The following is a 17344-nucleotide window of genomic DNA, read 5'->3' as shown; positions in this document are numbered from 1 at the left end:
CGATGAATGCGCCACGCACAAGGGTGCAGCGGCGCCCTGTGCATGGGGTGTTGTTGCTCGACAAACCGCTGGGACTCTCCAGCAACCAGGCCTTGCAGAAGGCCAAGTGGTTGCTGCGCGCCGAAAAGGCGGGCCATACCGGCACGCTCGATCCGCTGGCCACCGGCGTGCTGCCGCTGTGCTTTGGCGCGGCCACCAAGTTCAGCCAACTGCACCTGGACGCAGACAAGACCTACGAAGCCACGGCACGCCTGGGCATCAAGACCTCGACCGGCGATGCCGAGGGCGAGGTGATTGCCGAGCGCCCGGTACATGTCACCGCCGAAGACCTGGCCCGCGCCGAGGCGCAGTTCACCGGCCCGATCCGGCAGGTTCCGCCGATGCACAGCGCCCTCAAGAAGGACGGCAAGGCGCTCTATGAATACGCCCGTGAAGGCATCGAGATTGAACGCGCACCGCGCGACGTGGTGATCCACGCCTTGAAGGTCACACAGGCCGCCTCCGAATCTGCGGGCAACGCGATCCGCATCGTGGCCTCCGTGAGCAAGGGCACCTACATCCGTACGCTGGGCGAAGACATCGGCGAGGCGCTGGGCTGCGGCGCGCACCTCACGTCGCTGCGCCGCACGGCCACCGGCGGTTTCGGCGTGGCGCAGTGCATCACGCTCGAGGCGCTCGAGGCCATGGACGAGGAAGAGCGGCTGGCGCAGTTGTTGCCTGCCGAGTCCCTGGTCGAAGGCCACACGATCGTCACGCTCGGCAGCGAAGATGCGGGGCGCTTTTTGTCCGGCCTGCGCCGCCGTGGAACCTGGCCCGACGCCGACCACGTGGCGGTATTCGGCGACACGCCGCCAGCCTTTCTGGGCACGGCGCACATCGCTGCCAGTGAACTGATTCCGGGGCGCTTGCTGAACCCCATCGAAATTCAGCAAATTCTTTTGAACGCACAACAGACAGAAGCGACACCATGAGTACCAAGCAAATCCGCAATATCGCCATCATTGCCCACGTGGACCATGGCAAGACCACCATGGTCGACCAGCTGCTGCGCCAGTCGGGCACCTTCGCCGAGCACGAGAAGGTCGTCGACACGGTGATGGACAACAACGCCATCGAAAAGGAACGTGGCATCACGATCCTGGCGAAGAACTGCGCCGTGACCTGGGAAGGCACGCACATCAACATCGTCGACACCCCGGGCCACGCGGACTTCGGCGGCGAAGTGGAACGCGCGCTGTCGATGGTCGACGGCGTGGTGCTGCTGATCGACGCGCAGGAAGGCCCGATGCCGCAGACGCGCTTCGTGACCAAGAAGGCGCTGGCCCTGGGCCTGAAGCCGATCCTGGTCGTGAACAAGGTCGACAAGCCCGGCGCGAACCCCGACAAGGTGGTCAATGCCGCCTTCGACCTGTTCGACAAGCTCGGCGCGACCGACGAACAGCTCGACTTCCCCGTGGTGTACGCCTCGGGCATCAACGGCTGGTCGTCGCTCGAAGAAGGCGCGCCCGGCGAGCAGTGGGGTCCCGACATGTCGGCCCTGTTCAACACCATCCTGAAGCACGTGCCGGCACAGAAGGGCGACCCTGCAGCGCCGCTGCAGCTGCAGATTTCCGCGCTCGACTTCTCGACCTTCGTCGGCCGCATCGGCGTAGGCCGCATCAGCCAGGGCACGCTGCGTCCGATGATGGACGTGGTGGTCATGGAAGGTCCGGACGGCAAGGCCGTCAAGGGCCGCGTCAACCAGGTGCTGACCTTCCAGGGCCTGGAACGCGTGCAGACCACGGAAGCCGGTCCCGGCGAGATCGTGCTGATCAACGGCGTGGCCGACATCGGCATCGGCGTGACCATTACCGACCCCGCCAATCCAGCGCCGCTGCCCATGCTCAAGGTCGACGAACCGACCCTGACCATGAACTTCTGCGTCAACACCAGCCCGCTGGCCGGCCGCGAAGGCAAGTACATCACCAGCCGCCAGATCTGGGACCGCCTGCAAAAGGAGCTGCAGCACAACGTGGCCCTGCGCGTGAAGGAAACCGACGAAGAAGGCATCTTCGAAGTCATGGGCCGCGGCGAACTGCACCTGACCATCCTCCTGGAAAACATGCGTCGCGAAGGCTATGAACTGGCCGTGTCGAAGCCGCGCGTGGTGTTCCGCACGGTTAACGGCGAGAAGCACGAGCCCATCGAACTGGTGACGGCCGACATCGAAGACCAGCACCAGGGCGGCGTGATGCAGGCCCTGGGCGAGCGCAAGGGCGAACTGGTCAACATGGAACCGGACGGCCGCGGCCGCGTGCGCCTGGAATACCGCATTCCGGCGCGGGGCCTCATCGGCTTCACCAACGAATTCCTGAACCTGACGCGCGGCTCCGGCCTCATCAGCAACATCTTCGACAGCTACGAAGCGCACAAGGGCGACATCGGCAGCCGCAAGAATGGCGTGCTGATCTCGATGGACGACGGTGAAATCTTCACCTACGCCCTGGGCAAGCTGGACGACCGCGGCCGCATGTTCGTCAAGGCGAACGACCCGGTGTACGAAGGCATGATCGTCGGCATCCACAGCCGCGACAACGACCTGGTGGTGAACGCCACGCGCACCAAGCAGCTGACCAACTTCCGCGTCTCGGGCAAGGAAGATGCGATCAAGATCACGCCGCCGATCGACCTCACGCTCGAATACGGCGTGGAGTTCATCGAGGACGACGAGCTCGTCGAAATCACGCCCAAGAGCGTGCGCCTTCGCAAGCGCCACCTCAAGGAACACGAGCGCAAGCGCGCCGGCCGCGACACGCAAGCCGCCTGACCCCCTGAGGGTTCCATGCGCCTGACGCACGGCGGGGCAGTGTGGCTGATGGTCGTCGTGACCCTGATGTGGGGCACGGCGGGCGTCGTCACACGCCACCTTGCACAGGCGCACAGTTTCGAGATCACCTTCTGGCGCAGCCTCTTCACGATGCTGGCGCTGCTGGTGATCTTGCCGCTTTGGCGAGGGCGCGCGGTGTTCTCGCAACTGCGCAGTGGCGGCCGCGAACTCTGGATATCGGGCGTCTGCTGGGCCGTGATGTTCACGGCCTTCATGGTGGCGCTCACGATGGCCTCGACGGCGAGCGTGCTGGTCACGATGTCGCTCGGGCCGCTGCTCACCGCGCTCGCCGCGCGCATCTTCATCGGTCACCGCCTGCCTGCGCGCACCTGGGTGGCCATCGTGGTCGCCGGGCTGGGCATCGGCTGGATGTACGGCACGCAGCTGATGCAGGGCGGGGCGGGCGGTTCGCTGCTCGGAACGCTCGTTGCGCTGTGCGTGCCGATTGCCGGGGCCACCAACTGGACCGTCGTGCAGCACGCCCATGCCAAGGGGCATGACATCGACCTCGTGCCCGCCGTGCTCATCGGCGCGGTGCTCACTGCCTTGTTCACCTTGCCGTTCGCGCTGCCATTCCAGGCGAGTGCGCGCGACCTGGGTTTGCTGGCCTTCCTGGGCGTGTTCCAGCTCGCGATTCCGTGCGTGCTGTCGGTGCTTTGCGCCCAGGTGCTGAAAGCGCCCGAGGTCGCCTTGCTGGCGCTGCTCGAAGTGATCTTCGGCATCGCGCTGGCCTGGATCGGGGCGGGCGAGGAGCCCGCCGCCAGCGTGCTGACCGGCGGGGCGCTGGTGATCGGCGCGCTGGTGTTCAACGAACTGCTGGCGCTGCGTGGGCGCCGCACGGCGGTGGCCGACAACGCATTGCCGGGCGCGCACTAGGTACCGAAGACCTACTCGGGCGCCGCAACGGCGTCTGTCACGCCCAGGCCGATCAGCCGGGCTTCCGTCACTGCCCGGGTAAAGCGCTTCGCAAAGTCGTCGCTCATGCGCCAGTTGCCGTTGTCCTGCACGAACGTGAATTCGCCGGTCAGCGGCAGCGACTGCGTGCGGCCGATGGTGGCTAGCAGGCTGTCGTTGTATTCGACGACCAGCGGACAGACGCGGCTCGCGCCGTCTTCATGCACGCGGCAGGGGCCGGTGGGCTCGAAGTCGGCAATCTCGCGCTCGCGGTCGGCGTCGGTGACCACGAGGCCGGTGGTGGACCGCTGGCGCGCGCGTTGACGTTCGAGCTGGCGTTGGAGCATTGCCGCGGCGGGCGAGCTCGACTGCAGGGCGGTCACGCCGTCGCGGAAGGCCTTCTCCGCCGCCGCACGCCCGATGGGCTCGGCGTTGTAGAGCGGCTTGCCTTTGGTATCCAGATTGCCGAAGCGAGCCTCCACGATGACCGGGTCGGCGCCACGCACCGTCATCTCGTCGCCATCGTTGTCGTTCTTGGCGGAGGCCGGGCCGATCGTGTATGCGATCGACCTGGTCTCGTCGCCCCGGGTCATCGTCGCCATGCAGCCGCGAATGCGCTCGTCCTTGCGGTAGCCGACTTCGCGCAGTCCGCTCAGCGTCGGGATGCCGACCTCGCGCAGGCCCTGGGTGCGCGCGTCGATCGATACGCGGAGCATCAGCCCCTGCAACGTCTTGCGCGTGGCGTCGGTGTTGCAGGCCGGCACGCCTGCAGGCGTGAAGAGGTACCAGCCCAGTCCACCGACGATCGCCAGCGTGACCAACCCGGAGGTCCATGCACCCCGGCGGCGCTTGCCTTGGGCGGTGGCCCGCCACGCGCCGACTGCCTTTTCGTCGGCCGCGATCTCTTCTTGCGCCTCGGCCACGATGCGGGCCCGGTCCGCCGCCATGGCAAAGGCCGGCTCGGCCGCGACCTCGGCGCGCGTGGCCTCGAACAATTCTTTATCGAGGGGGCCCTCGATCACCATCCAGGCCAGCGTGGCGGCCGGTGCGGCGGGCACGCTGCCAACCAGCGGCGTTTCCTCGAGCGCCATGTCACGCGTCTCGGCATCGACGAGGCCGTTGTTGAAGAGCGCATTCACCGCCTCGTGCGTGATGCCGCGGTCGCCGAGCTCCACGAATTCCTCGGCGTCGTAGGCGACCTCGGCCGCATCGTCGGCGGTTGCGAGGGGCGGCGAAGCCTCCTCCAGCCTTTCGACAGCAGCGTCGATTTCTTCCTGGGTGACCAGGCCCTTCACGCACATCCAGGCCAGTGCATGTGCGGGGCCGGGAATCGGCGGGAGCGTGGCGGTCTCGGGATGGGCGAGCACCGCGTCGTGCTGTGCGTCGGTGATCAGGCCGCAGGAGAGAAGGGCGAGGAACGCATCCGGATTCGCAGCTGCAGTATTCATGCGGCGATTCTGCCGTGGCGCACGCGCCAACAAAAAAGGCCCCGGCGTGAGCCGGAGCCTTTGCGATCAGGTGACCACCGCGCCGATCAGGGGCGGGCGATCTTCCAGTTGCCGCCCACGCCGTCACCGGTCTTGTCGCCAGCCTTCACGTCCTTGGCCCAGTAGTACAGCGGCCAGCCCTTGTAGGCCCATTGGCGCTTGCCGTCTTCGCGAATGATGATGGTGTAGCCACCGATGGGCTTGGCGGTTTCGGCCACGGGGAGCGGCGGCCAGTTGGTCGCGCACTGGGCGTTGCAGGCGGAGGTGCCGGCGCCGGCCGTGTCCTTGGTGAAGGTATAGAGCGTCATGCCGTTCGGTCCGACCAGCACGCCGTCGGCAGTGCGGGTGGGGGTGTCGGGCGCGCTGGCGGTCTTGTTGGACATGCCGCCGCAGCCGGCGAGCAGGGCCGCCGCGAGGATCGAGGCGCTGAGCAATTTCATGCAGTTTCTCCTTCAGTTGAAAAATCGCGAAAACAGGCAGGTGGTTGCGCGAGCCGGCAGTTTATGCCGGGCTCACGACAAATCGCGGTAGGCAAGGGTCGCGAGTTTCAGCAAAACGTCACGCGGCAGCCCGCCGACGGGCAAAAAAGAACTAGCGGCTGCGGCTCTTCATCGCCCGCTCGACCTCGCGCTTGCCTTCGCGGTCCTTGATGGTGTCGCGCTTGTCGTGCTCGGCCTTGCCCTTGGCCAGCGCAATGTCGCATTTGACCTTGCCGGCCTTCCAGTGCAGGTTGAGCGGCACCAGCGTGTAGCCCTTTTGCTCGACCTTGCCGACCAGCCGGCGGATCTCTTCCTTGTGCAGCAGCAGCTTCTTGGTGCGGATGGAATCGGGGTTGACGTGCGTCGAAGCGCTCTTGAGCGGGTTGATCTGCAGGCCCACGACGTACAGCTCGCCGTCGCGGATCACCACGTAGCCGTCGGTGAGCTGCACCTTGCCTTCGCGCAGCGACTTGACTTCCCAGCCTTCGAGCACCATGCCGGCCTCGAAGCGTTCTTCGAAGAAATAGTTGTACGCGGCCTTCTTGTTGTCGGCGATGCGGGAAGAGGTATCTTGTTTCTTTGTGGCCATGGCTCGGAAAGGTGGGGGCGCATGGCTTCAATACAATCCGTCGCGCACGCTGCACCGATTCTATGAAAACAGTCAACAAGTCCGTCCTCATCTGGTACAGCGCCGAAGAGATGTACGCGCTCGTCACCGATGTGGCGAAGTATCCGCAGTTCCTTCCGTGGTGCGACCAGGCCCGGATCCTCGAAGAGGACGAAGCCGGCATGACTGCCGAAGTCGGCCTCGCTTTCGCCGGTCTGCGCCAGAGCTTTACCACTCGCAACACCCATGTGCCGGGCCGTGAAGTGCAACTGAAACTGGTCGACGGCCCCTTCTCCAACCTCGACGGCAGCTGGAAGTTCGTGCCCGTGGGCGAACAGGGCGAACGCGCCTGCCGCGTCGAGCTGCACATGAGCTACGGCTTCAGCAACTTCGCCTTGCAGGCGCTTGTCGGGCCCGTGTTCGACACCATCGCATCGAGCCTGGTCGAAGCCTTCGTCAAGCGCGCCGAGCAGGTCTACGGCAGCCCTTGATGATCGAGGTCACGCTGAGCTGCTCGCCCGCGGCGCGCGAGGTGTTCGAGCAGGTCTTGCGCGTTGAACCCGAGACCACCGTGCTCGGTGCGGTGCTGGCCAGCGATCTGGCGAAGTCTTTTCCAGACCTGGACTGGCGGCATGCCATGACCCCGGGGATCTGGGGCAGGGCGGTCGAATGGGAGCAGGCGCTGAAGGACGGCGATCGCGTCGAACTCTGTCGCCCACTCACGGTGGACCCGAAGGTGGCGCGCCGCGAGCGTTTCCAGCGCCAGGGCGCGCGGGGCACGGGCCTCTTCGCCAACCGCCGCAAGGGCGGCAAGGCCGGCTACTGACGCCGCTGGTTTACTTGCAGTCGCTGTCGATGACCGACTGAACGCGCTTCTGCTCGGCGGCCCGGGCGGTGTCGTCCATGATCTCGCGCTCGCCCTTTGAATTCACCTTTGCAATGCGGATACCGCTGTCGAACGTGGCCTTGCCTTCGCGGGCGCGGGCGCAGTTGTCGGCCTTGGCCTTGGCGACCTTTGCCTCTTCGGCAGCGCGCTTGGCCTTCTCCTCGGCCTCGGCCTTCTTGGTTTTCTCCTCGAGTTCCTTGTCGACGCCGCTCGGCTTGGGCGCGGCGGCGGTATCGCGCGCCTTGGGCGCTGCCGCTTCGGTGCCGTCGGCTGCGGGAGCGTCCGTCATGCCGGTGGCCGACCGCGGCGGCGGCGTGCCCGAACGGCGCAGGATGTTCTTCTCGGGAACATCGGGCGGCGGCGCCTGGTCGCTGAAGACCTTCTTGCCGTTCTTGTCGATCCATTGCCATTGCGCGTTCGCAGAAAGCGGCAGCGCCACGACACATCCAACCAGCAGCCAGTGCATGAATTTCATCCCCGAAGTTTAGCCTCGCCTTACTTCTTGCAACATCCTCATTCGATGCTTTTGCAACGATCCGCTAAAGCCCGGGCCGGCGAACGGTTCAGGAGCCTCGTTACAATCCGTCTTTTGGAGCTTCACCCATGCGCCTTCTCGGCAAAGCGCTCACCTTCGACGACGTGTTGTTGGTGCCAGCGTTCTCCCAGGTCCTGCCCAAGGACACCTCCCTCGCCACTAAACTTTCCCGCAACATCACGCTGAACCTGCCGCTCGTCTCGGCGGCCATGGACACCGTGACTGAAGCCCGCCTTGCGATCGCCATCGCGCAGGAGGGCGGCATGGGGATCGTGCACAAGAACCTCACCGCGCAACAGCAGGCCGCCGAAGTGGCCCGCGTGAAGCGCTACGAATCGGGCGTGTTGCGCGACCCCGTGGTGATCACGCCGACGCATTCGGTGCGCCAGGTGATGGCGCTCTCCGACCAGCTCGGCATCTCCGGCTTTCCGGTGATCGACGGCGGCAAGGTGGTCGGCATCGTGACGGGGCGCGACCTGCGCTTCGAAACCCGCTACGACGTGCCCGTCAGCGAAATCATGACGCAGCGCGACAAGCTCATCACCGTGCCCGACGGCACCACGCTGGCCGATGCCAAGGCGTTGCTCAACAAGTACAAGCTCGAGCGGCTCCTGGTCATCAACGGCGACTGGGAGCTCAAGGGCCTGATCACCGTCAAGGACATCACCAAGCAGACCAGCTTCCCCAACGCCGCTCGCGACGCCAATGGCCGCCTGCGCGTGGGTGCGGCGGTCGGCGTGGGCGACGGCACCGAAGAGCGTGTCGAAGCCCTGGTGAAGGCCGGCGTCGATGCCATCGTGGTCGACACCGCCCACGGCCACAGCGCCGGCGTGATCGAGCGCGTGCGCTGGGTCAAGCGCAACTATCCGCAGGTCGATGTCATCGGCGGCAACATCGCCACCGGCGATGCGGCGCGTGCGCTGGCCGATGTCGGCGCCGATGCGGTCAAGGTCGGCATCGGTCCGGGCTCCATCTGCACCACCCGCATCGTGGCGGGCGTGGGCGTGCCGCAGATCATGGCGGTCGACAGCGTCGCCACCGCGCTGCAAGGGACGGGCATTCCGCTGATCTCCGATGGCGGCGTGCGCTACTCGGGCGACATCGCCAAGGCCATTGCCGCCGGTGCCAGCACCGTGATGATGGGCAGCATGTTCGCCGGCACCGAAGAAGCACCCGGCGAAATCGTGCTGTACCAGGGCCGCAGCTACAAGAGCTACCGCGGCATGGGCTCCATCGGTGCGATGCAGCAGGGCAGTGCCGACCGGTACTTCCAGGAATCGACCACCGGCAACCCCAACACCGACAAGCTGGTGCCCGAAGGCATCGAGGGCCGCGTGCCCTACAAGGGGTCGATCGTCTCCATCGTCTACCAGATGGCTGGCGGCGTGCGTGCCAGCATGGGCTACTGCGGCTGCGCCACCATCGCGGACATGCAGAACAAGGCCGAGTTCGTCGAGATCACCACGGCCGGCATCCGTGAGAGCCACGTGCACGACGTGCAGATCACGAAGGAAGCCCCGAACTACCGGGCTGAGTAAGGCCAATCTGGCCAGACCTTGAAAGTCAGGCCAGACTGGGTTTAAAATTTGGGCCAGATTCAATTTTTCTGGCCCAAATGCAATCCATCGGCATCGCTGAAGCCAAGAACAACTTCTCGGCCCTGATCGACTCGGTCGAAAAGGGCGAGGAGGTTCGCATCACCCGCCACGGCAAGGAAGTCGTGCGCATGCTGCCGGTGCGCCGCAAGCCCGTCATTACCGACGAGCAGATCCAGCGCGAACTCGGCCAGATCGACGCGCTGCACGCCACCATCCAGCCGGGCCTTTCCCTTCGCGCACTGCTCGACGAAGGACGCCAATCGTGACAGCCTTCGTCATGGACGCCTCCGTCACCGCCGCCTGGCTCCTGCCCGACCAGGCCAGCGACCACACCCGCAAGCTCTACGCCGCCATACGCCGCGACGAGGTCGAGCCGCAGGCGCCCAACGCATGGCAATGGGAGTGCGCCAACATCCTCGCAAACGGCGTGCGCAGCGGGCGCATTCCCACGTCCGCGGTCGAAGGGCTGTGGAGCGTGCTCGATGCCATCCGCCATCGCGTCGAACTGCATGAACTCGCACCCGCGCAGCACAAGGCCGTGCTCGCGGTGGCCATCGACGCCGGCCTCTCGATTTATGACGCGGGCTATCTCTGGCTCGCCAAGTCGCTCAATCTCCCGCTCGCCACTTTCGACGAGCACCTCATCCAGGCAGCGCCCCAGGCGGGCGTGAAGCTGTTCGACATTTCAACGCTCTGAGTCCTCTCGCCATGCAACACGACAAGATCCTCATCCTCGATTTCGGCTCGCAAGTCACGCAGCTCATCGCACGCCGCGTGCGCGAGGCGCATGTGCTGAGCGAAGTGCATCCCTGCGACGTCACCGACGAATGGGTGCGCGAATACGCCGCCGACGGCCACCTGAAGGGCGTGATCCTCTCGGGCAGCCACGCCAGCGTCTACGAAGAAACCACCGACAAGGCCCCGCAGGCCGTGTTCGACCTCGGCGTGCCGGTGCTCGGCATCTGCTACGGCATGCAGACCATGGCGCACCAGTTGGGCGGCAAGGTCGAAGGCGGCCACAAGCGCGAGTTCGGTTTCGCAGCCGTGCGCGCCCATGGCCACACCGCACTGCTCAAGGACATCGCCGACTTCACCACGCCCGAAGGCCACGGCATGCTCAACGTGTGGATGAGCCACGGCGACAAGGTCACCGAGCTGCCACCAGGCTTCAAGCTCATGGCGAGCACCGACAGCTGCCCCATCGCCGGCATGGCCGACGAGGCGCGCCGCTACTACGCGCTGCAGTTCCACCCCGAAGTCACGCACACGGTACAGGGCAAGGCCATCATCGAGCGCTTCGTGCTCGGCATCTGCGAAGCGAAGCCCGATTGGGTCATGCGCGATCACATCGCCGAAGCCGTGCAGAAGATCCGCGAGCAGGTGGGCGATGAAGAAGTCATCCTCGGCCTCTCGGGCGGTGTGGATTCGAGCGTGGCGGCAGCGCTCATCCACCGCGCCATCGGCGACCAGCTGACCTGCGTGTTCGTCGACCACGGCCTCTTGCGCCTGAACGAAGGCGACATGGTCATGGAGATGTTCGAAGGCAAGCTGCACGCGAAGGTGATTCGCGTGGATGCGAGCGATCTGTTCCTCGGCAAGCTCGCCGGCGTGAGCGAACCCGAAGCCAAGCGCAAGATCATCGGTGGCGAGTTCGTCACGGTGTTCAAACAAGAGGCCGCCAAGCTCAAGGCCGGCGACGGCGGCCACAAGGGCGCGACCTTCCTGGCGCAAGGCACGATCTATCCCGACGTCATCGAGTCGGGCGGCGCCAAGAGCAAGAAGGCCGTCACCATCAAGAGCCACCACAACGTCGGCGGCCTGCCCGAGCAACTGGGCCTGAAGCTGCTCGAACCGCTGCGCGATCTCTTCAAGGACGAAGTGCGAGAACTCGGCGTGGCGCTCGGCCTGCCGCCCGAGATGGTGTACCGCCATCCGTTCCCCGGCCCGGGCCTGGGCGTGCGCATCCTGGGCGAAGTGAAGAAGGAATACGCCGACCTGCTGCGCCGCGCCGACGCGATCTTCATCGAGGAACTGCGCAACTTCAAGGACGAGAATGGCAAGACCTGGTACGACCTCACAAGCCAGGCCTTCACCGTGTTCCTGCCCGTCAAGAGCGTGGGCGTGATGGGCGACGGCCGCACCTACGACTACGTCGTCGCGCTGCGCGCCGTGCAGACCAGCGACTTCATGACGGCCGACTGGGCGGAGCTGCCTTATGCGCTGCTCAAGAAGGTGTCGGGGCGGATCATCAATGAAGTGCGCGGCATCAACCGCGTGACCTACGACGTGTCGAGCAAGCCGCCGGCGACGATCGAGTGGGAATGATCCAGGATCGTGTCACAGGGTTGCACTCGGTATCTGAATTGCGAAAAAAATCGAGTTCCGACAAGGGTTTAGTTGTTCCTTGTCGTATCAGGTGATATCTCTAGATTGTGGTGTTGTTGTCGGTGTGGGTGACGGTATAGTTTGGAGCCGAGAAAATCGCGGCTGGCTGTACCGTCAAGCAGGTTGACGGTATCGAACGTCGAATCCAACCTGGAGGCTGCTTTGCCTGGTCTCACCGACAAAACGCTGGGGGCGCTGAAGCCCAAGGACAAGCCCTACAAGGTGAGCGACCGCGACGGCATGTATGCCGCCGTCCTGCCCACTGGGACGATTTCCTTCCGCTACGACTACCGCATTAACGGCAGGCGCGAGACGCTGGCGATCGGTGGCTATGAAAGTTCGCCTGGGCGCAGCAGGCAGACACGCGAGCCCGAGGCGCTGGAATTCGGCATGGACGTCTCGCTGCGCGAGGCACGCACGCTGCTCGATCGCGCCAGGCGTGACGTGGGGCGGGGCGAATCGCCGTCACGCGCAAAGGTGGAGAAACGTACCCAAACGGCCGAGGCGCTGAGTTTTGCGGGCTGGGCAGAGCGCTACTTCCAGCACAAGGCTGACCCGAAGAGCGGAGCCGAGCAACTCGCGGACAGCACGCTGGCGTTTCGCCGCTCCACGTACCGCCGCGTCATCGAGCCGGAGCTGGGCCGCCTCAAGCTGGAGGAAGTGACGCCGCAACGCCTGATGAGGCTGTGCGACGACGCCAAGGCCAAGCGCGGCCCGGCCGTGGCCGTCCACGTCCGCGACGTGGTACTGGCCGTTTTCAGGCACGCGCAGGGAAGGGGGCAGGCGGTCAGCAACCCAGCCGAAGCATTGCGAGCGAGTGCCATCGCCACGTTTAAACCTCGCGACCGGGCCTTGACGCCGACCGAGATTCGCAAATTTCTTGCTGCACTGGAGCAGGTTGCCACCACACCCACGCTGCGCCTGGCGTTGAAGTTCATTTTGTTGACCGGCGTTCGCAAAAGCGAGTTCATCGACGCAACCTGGGGAGAGGTCGATTTCGACACCGAGCGTTGGACGATTCCAGCCGCAAGAATGAAAGTCGCGAACGCGCACGTGGTGCCGTTGAGCGAGCAATCACTGGACATCCTGACGGCATTGCGTTCGTGTTTCGGGTCGAGCCTCTATCTGCACCCGGGCAGATACGACAGCGAGAAGCCGATCTCCGATGCAACATTGAACCGGCGTGATCGATGCTGCCGTGGAGCGAATCAAAAGAGACGACCCCGATTTTCAGAATTTCGGGGTGCACGATCTGCGCCGCACATTTTCGACTGGCCTAAATCGAGCGAAATTCGATGAACGTTGGATTGAAATGTCATTGGCGCACGCACCGCGGAATCGAATTGCAGCTGTGTACAACGTCAATCGGTATCTAACGGAACGAAAAATCATGCTCCAGTGCTGGGCAGACATGGTCGACGCTTGGGTACGCGGGGAATCAGCGCGCGAGCTGATCGCCGACGCCAAACGGCGCGCAGCCGAGGTTCATGAAGACGACCTGGACGATGACTTGTAAAGGCGTGCACATGGCTCGGACACCACAGGCCAGATCACGCACCGACTTTCGCGTTTTGGTTCATCACCTTGAACACTAGACCTGATTTCTCTACGGACTTTTAATCCGTTGGTCACTGGTTCGAATCCAGTACGTCCTACCAACAACTTCGAGGGTTAGCCGGTAAATGCCCGCTAACCCTTTTTCTTTGCCCTACGCCCTTGTCACGATTTATGTCACGATCCGTGGTTGGGTGAGGAATTTGGCCCAACCTTCCATCGCAACCCGCATGCTGGGTTGTTGTCGCACGGCGACGCACCTCTGCTTCAGTACTAGCCGGGTAGGGCATGCGGTCAACTGCCGTCAGGTGACCGCCCAGGGCTTTGTCCCCGGAGAGGATCGAATCTTCTGTTGGCAGGCGCATGAACACTTGGTTTCCCACGCTTGTCTCTGGAAATGCCGACAGAAATTCCGGCGAATGGGGGTGCGGATAAGAACTTGGACTGGTTTTATGCCGCAAGTCCAAGGCTCATCCGGTATTCGATAGGGCTGAGAGCCTAGAGAGATTTTGATCCGCTTCTCGTTGTACCAGCGGATGTTCGAGTCGACCGCGATGAATTGCTCAATGGTGGTGTTCTTCCAGTCTCGAGGATAGAACAGCTCGTTCTTCAGCCGACCGAAGAAGCCTTTGCAATGCGTAGGACTGACCGTCAGACCCGTTCGAACACCGCCGCGATGCCTTGGCCGCCACCGATGCACATGGTCACCAGCGCATAGCGCCCGCCGGTCCGGTGCAGCTCGGCGATGGCCTTTGTCGTGATAATTGCGCCGGTCGCGCCCACTGGATGGCCCAGCGAGATGCCCGATCCGTTTGGATTGACCTTCTCCGGGTCGAGGCCCAGTTCCTGCATCACCGCGCAGGCCTGCGCCGCAAAGGCTTCGTTCGACTCAACGACGTCGAAGCTGGCGGCCTTGAGCCCGGTGCGTTCCATCACCTTGCGCGTCGCCGGCACCGGGCCGATCCCCATGTAGGCTGGCTCTACGCCCGCATGCGCGTAGCCCACCAGGCGTGCGAGCGGCCGCAGACCCAGGGCGCGCACGCGATCGGCGTCGGCCAGCACTACTGCGGCTGCTCCGTCGTTGATGCCCGAGGCGTTACCGGCGGTCACCAGGCCATCCTTCTTGAACGCCGGCTTCATCTTCGCAAGCATCTCGACGGTGGTGTCGGCGCGCACGTGCTCGTCGGTATCGAATGCGGTCGTGCCCTTGCGCGTCTTGATCTCCACCGGAACGATCTGCTCCTTGAACCGGCCCGCGGCGATGGCAGCCGATGCGCGCCGCTGGCTGCTCGCGGCGAGTGCGTCCATGCGCTCGCGGGAGATGTTGTAGCGCACGGCCACGTTCTCAGCCGTGATGCCCATATGGATCTTCTCCCAGGGGTCGTGCAGGATGCCCAGCATGTAGTCGAGCAAACCGCGTCGCCCATGCGCGCGCCGTAGCGCGCCGACGTGTCGAAGTACGGCCCCCGGCTCATCGATTCGGACCCGCCGCCGATGGCAATGCCGCAGTCCCCCATCGTGATCGCCTGCGCCGCCGAAACGATCGCCTGCAAGCCCGAGCCACACAAACGGTTGACGTTAAAGGCCGGCGTCTCGACGCCGCAGCCGGCATCGATGGCAGCCACGCGGCTGAGGTAGGCATCCTTGACGTCCGTGGAAATCACGTTGCCCATCACGACATGGCCGATGGCATCGAACGGCACGCCGCTGCGCTCGATGGCTGCCTTCACGGCGGTGGTGGCGAGCTGCGTATTCGGCACGTCCTTGAGTGCACCGCCGAAGGTGCCAATGGCGGTGCGGGCGGTGCCGACCACAAAGATGTCGCGAGAGGTCATGGGTTCGGGCTTCCTAGGTCGGAAAGGTCAAGAAGAGACAAGGAGCAAAACTCAGCGCCCGGTGAAGGACGGCGTCTTGCGGCTTCGGAAGGCGTCAACACCGATGCGGAAGTCGGAGGTGGCAGCGCAGGCTTGAAAGGCAGCCGACTCGGCGTCGAGCTGACCCGCCAAGTCGCGGTGGTAGGAACTGCGCATCAGCCGGCGCAGGTGGCCCAATGCCTGTGTTGGGCCGCCGGCCAACCGGTGCGCCAGTGCCAATGCCTCGGCCTCCAGCTCAGCGGCTGGCACCACACGGTTGATCAAGCCCATGCGCTCAGCGGCGTCAGCGTCGTGCGTGTCACTGAGCAGCGCGATCTCCAATGCGCGCCTCAGCCCCACCCGGCGCGGCAGAGCCCACGATGCGCCGACGTCGCAACTGGCGCCGATGTTCGCATATGCGAGGTTAAAGCGCGTGCCGACGGCAGCCAGTACGAAGTCGGCTTGCAGCATCAGGCTCAGTCCCGCGCCGGCCGCCACGCCATGGACCTGCGCGAGAAGCGGGGCATCCATGGTCTCCAGCAAACGCACGGCCTCGTGCAGGGGCACGATCAGCTCGGCTGCGCCGCCCTGCGGGTCGGCGCTGAGCACGGCAAGATCCCCGCCGGCCATGAAGCCGTTTCCGCTGCCACGCATGATCACGGCGCGCACGCTCTTGTCGACGACCAACTCGCGCACAACGGAGAGAAACGCGCGCGCCATAGGCGGGTCAATGGCGTTGAGGGCCGACGGCCGGTTGAAGCAGATTGTTGCCACCGCGCCGTCGCGCTCGAGCATCAGGGGAATATCAGTGGTCATGTGCTCTCGGTTCTATGGATGCGCCGAACTCGTGGAAAAACACGTTTAGCAGTACCGTGCGACCAGGCACCCGATTGAATAGCCAAGCCTTGGTTGATGGTTTTCATGCCGCGTCGCGGCGCACCGTCGGCTCAAAAAACGGCGACGCATCTGGGCCGGACAACTCCTGCCGGGCCCGCATGCTGGGCACCACCGTCTTCTCCAGCACGATGGGATTGCGGATGCCAAATCCGTCACCCAAGGCTTGGATGGCGCCAACCTCCTGTGTCAGCTTGTCCACCGTCACCGCCGCATAGTCCTTCACAAGCCCCGCGAGCAGGCCGTGGGCCTGCAAGAGCGTGGCCCATTCCGTGGCACTTCGCGCAGCCAATTTGTTCTCGATGGCGCCTGTCAACGCGGCGCGATTGACAACCTTCAGCGGGCCCGTCAAGAAACGAGGATCTTCAAGCAACTCCGGCGCTTCGATCAAGGCAACGAACTTCTTCCAGTGGGCATCGATATAGGCGGAGATCACGATCACTCCATCAGCGCACCGAAATGAATCCGCCGGTGCGGACAGCGGCGCACTGTTACCGCTTCGTTCAGATTGGATTCCTGTCATCAAGTATTCGACGATCGGACCCGTCTGCAGGTGCAGCGCCACGTCGTACAGGCTGACGCGCACCACCTCACCACGGCCGGTCCGCTCGCGACGCAACAACGCAGCCAGAATCCCATGGCACAGCGCATGCCCGCATGCGGCATCCACCACCGTGAAGCCGACCTTCGTAGCGGGCTGCCCGGCAAATCCTGTAGTCGACATCATGCCGCTCTCTGCTTGCACGATCATGTCGACACCGCCGAGTTTCGCTCCGATGTCGCCGCGACCGAAACCGGAAACGGATGCATAGACGAGCTTCGGATTTCTGGCCAGCAGCGTCTCAGCTGCCAAACCCAGCCGCTCCATGACGCCTGGGCGTGCGGACTCGATAAAAACGTCGGCCTGCTCAATGAGCCGAAGCACCTGCTCGCGGCCAGTTTCGCTTCTAATGTCGAGCTGTGCGATACGCTTGCCGCGGTTGTAGCCGACAAAGACAGGTGATTCGGCCAACGAGACCGCAGCCGCGGAACGCAGTTTTCGGCACATGTCGCCAGAAGGTGGCTCCAGCTTGAGGACATCGGCCCCATAGTCGGCGAGCAACAAGCCTGCGGACGGCCCAGCAATCATCTGTGCAAGCTCCACCACTCGGAATCCCTCGAGTGGCCGTTGCTCGCCCGAATCCTGCCGTCCCGCATGGTTCGCTGACGTTGGAGAAGTTGAATCGCTCATCGCATCGGTCGCCCCGTCGTGTCGATCAAATAGTTTGCGGACCTCAACCAGCGCAGGTCGCAAGTGTTCCGGAAG

At 64.4% G+C, this 17344-nt stretch carries 16 protein-coding genes and 2 pseudogenes; 10 read left to right on the top strand and 8 right to left on the bottom strand.

Going from position 1 to position 17344, the window contains the following annotated elements; all coding sequences use genetic code 11:
- Positions 1 to 2 precede the first annotated feature (2 nt).
- The 3 genes from truB to M2282_RS00500 are packed head-to-tail and all read left to right on the top strand — an operon-like array spanning position 3 to position 3742.
- Entirely contained in the window at positions 3 to 971 is a 969-nt protein-coding gene (gene truB / locus M2282_RS00510) for a tRNA pseudouridine(55) synthase TruB (RefSeq protein ID WP_280806857.1), read from the top strand.
- Positions 968 to 2806 carry a translational GTPase TypA gene (gene typA, locus M2282_RS00505; RefSeq protein ID WP_280806856.1) on the top strand — a complete coding sequence of 613 codons (1839 nt, stop codon included), beginning with the start codon at positions 968 to 970 and terminating at the stop codon, positions 2804 to 2806. The genes truB and typA overlap by 4 nt, the downstream gene beginning before the upstream one ends.
- A gap of 15 nt (positions 2807 to 2821) precedes the next feature.
- Positions 2822 to 3742 carry a DMT family transporter gene (locus M2282_RS00500; protein WP_280806855.1) on the top strand — a complete coding sequence of 307 codons (921 nt, stop codon included), beginning with the start codon at positions 2822 to 2824 and terminating at the stop codon, positions 3740 to 3742.
- A gap of 11 nt (positions 3743 to 3753) precedes the next feature.
- Here the strand turns inward: M2282_RS00500 and M2282_RS00495 are convergent, their stop codons facing one another.
- The 3 genes from M2282_RS00495 to smpB all read right to left on the bottom strand — a co-directional run bounded on the left by M2282_RS00495 (position 3754) and on the right by smpB (position 6315).
- Positions 3754 to 5208: a hypothetical protein gene (locus M2282_RS00495; RefSeq protein WP_280806854.1), complete on the bottom strand. Its 1455-nt coding sequence runs from the start codon at positions 5206 to 5208 to the stop codon at positions 3754 to 3756.
- 86 nt (positions 5209 to 5294) lie between these two features.
- Entirely contained in the window at positions 5295 to 5687 is a 393-nt protein-coding gene (locus tag M2282_RS00490; RefSeq protein WP_280806853.1) for a COG4315 family predicted lipoprotein, read from the bottom strand.
- Between the two features lie 151 nt (positions 5688 to 5838).
- Complete coding sequence (smpB, locus tag M2282_RS00485) at positions 5839 to 6315, bottom strand: SsrA-binding protein SmpB (protein WP_042576821.1); 477 nt, start codon at positions 6313 to 6315, stop codon at positions 5839 to 5841.
- Between the two features lie 62 nt (positions 6316 to 6377).
- On the opposite strand from smpB, the gene M2282_RS00480 reads away from it, so the two are divergent.
- Both M2282_RS00480 and M2282_RS00475 read left to right on the top strand, forming a co-directional pair.
- Entirely contained in the window at positions 6378 to 6824 is a 447-nt protein-coding gene (locus tag M2282_RS00480; protein WP_280806852.1) for a type II toxin-antitoxin system RatA family toxin, read from the top strand.
- Entirely contained in the window at positions 6824 to 7159 is a 336-nt protein-coding gene (locus M2282_RS00475; protein WP_280806851.1) for an RnfH family protein, read from the top strand. Before M2282_RS00480 ends, M2282_RS00475 begins: the two co-directional genes overlap by 1 nt.
- Before the next feature lie 10 nt (positions 7160 to 7169).
- Here the strand turns inward: M2282_RS00475 and M2282_RS00470 are convergent, their stop codons facing one another.
- The gene (locus tag M2282_RS00470) at positions 7170 to 7694 is read right to left on the bottom strand and encodes a DUF4124 domain-containing protein (protein WP_280806850.1); all 525 of its coding nucleotides are present in this window, start codon (positions 7692 to 7694) and stop codon (positions 7170 to 7172) included.
- Between the two features lie 128 nt (positions 7695 to 7822).
- Here M2282_RS00470 and guaB point away from each other — a divergent pair, with 128 nt between their 5' ends.
- The 5 genes from guaB (at position 7823) to M2282_RS00445 (ending at position 13036) form a co-directional block, all read left to right on the top strand.
- The gene (gene guaB / locus M2282_RS00465; protein ID WP_280806849.1) at positions 7823 to 9292 is read left to right on the top strand and encodes an IMP dehydrogenase; all 1470 of its coding nucleotides are present in this window, start codon (positions 7823 to 7825) and stop codon (positions 9290 to 9292) included.
- Positions 9293 to 9369: 77 nt separating this feature from the next.
- Positions 9370 to 9618: a type II toxin-antitoxin system Phd/YefM family antitoxin gene (locus M2282_RS00460; protein WP_280806848.1), complete on the top strand. Its 249-nt coding sequence runs from the start codon at positions 9370 to 9372 to the stop codon at positions 9616 to 9618.
- An 11-nt stretch (positions 9619 to 9629) separates the two neighbouring features.
- Positions 9630 to 10049: a type II toxin-antitoxin system VapC family toxin gene (locus tag M2282_RS00455; protein WP_280807695.1), complete on the top strand. Its 420-nt coding sequence runs from the start codon at positions 9630 to 9632 to the stop codon at positions 10047 to 10049.
- An 11-nt stretch (positions 10050 to 10060) separates the two neighbouring features.
- Positions 10061 to 11677: a glutamine-hydrolyzing GMP synthase gene (guaA, locus tag M2282_RS00450; protein WP_280806847.1), complete on the top strand. Its 1617-nt coding sequence runs from the start codon at positions 10061 to 10063 to the stop codon at positions 11675 to 11677.
- Positions 11678 to 11860: 183 nt separating this feature from the next.
- Positions 11861 to 13036, top strand: a complete 1176-nt coding sequence (locus tag M2282_RS00445) for a tyrosine-type recombinase/integrase (protein WP_280806846.1) — start codon at positions 11861 to 11863, stop codon at positions 13034 to 13036.
- Positions 13037 to 13741: 705 nt separating this feature from the next.
- On the opposite strand, the pseudogene M2282_RS00440 reads toward M2282_RS00445, so the two are convergent.
- The 4 genes and pseudogenes from M2282_RS00440 to M2282_RS00425 all read right to left on the bottom strand — a co-directional run.
- A pseudogene (locus M2282_RS00440) lies at positions 13742 to 13925 on the bottom strand (IS3 family transposase); the annotation flags it as partial.
- 17 nt (positions 13926 to 13942) lie between these two features.
- A pseudogene (locus M2282_RS00435) lies at positions 13943 to 15126 on the bottom strand (acetyl-CoA C-acyltransferase family protein).
- Positions 15127 to 15177: 51 nt separating this feature from the next.
- The gene (locus M2282_RS00430; RefSeq protein ID WP_280806845.1) at positions 15178 to 15960 is read right to left on the bottom strand and encodes an enoyl-CoA hydratase/isomerase family protein; all 783 of its coding nucleotides are present in this window, start codon (positions 15958 to 15960) and stop codon (positions 15178 to 15180) included.
- 103 nt (positions 15961 to 16063) lie between these two features.
- Positions 16064 to 17269, bottom strand: a complete 1206-nt coding sequence (locus M2282_RS00425) for a CaiB/BaiF CoA transferase family protein (protein WP_280806844.1) — start codon at positions 17267 to 17269, stop codon at positions 16064 to 16066.
- Positions 17270 to 17344: the final 75 nt, after the last annotated feature.

This window comes from Variovorax boronicumulans, assembly GCF_029892485.1.
Taxonomy (GTDB): Bacteria; Pseudomonadota; Gammaproteobacteria; order Burkholderiales; family Burkholderiaceae_C; genus Variovorax; species Variovorax boronicumulans_B.
The sequence above is the reverse complement of the archived record's forward strand: the minus strand, read 5'-3'. Positions and strand labels throughout refer to the sequence as shown.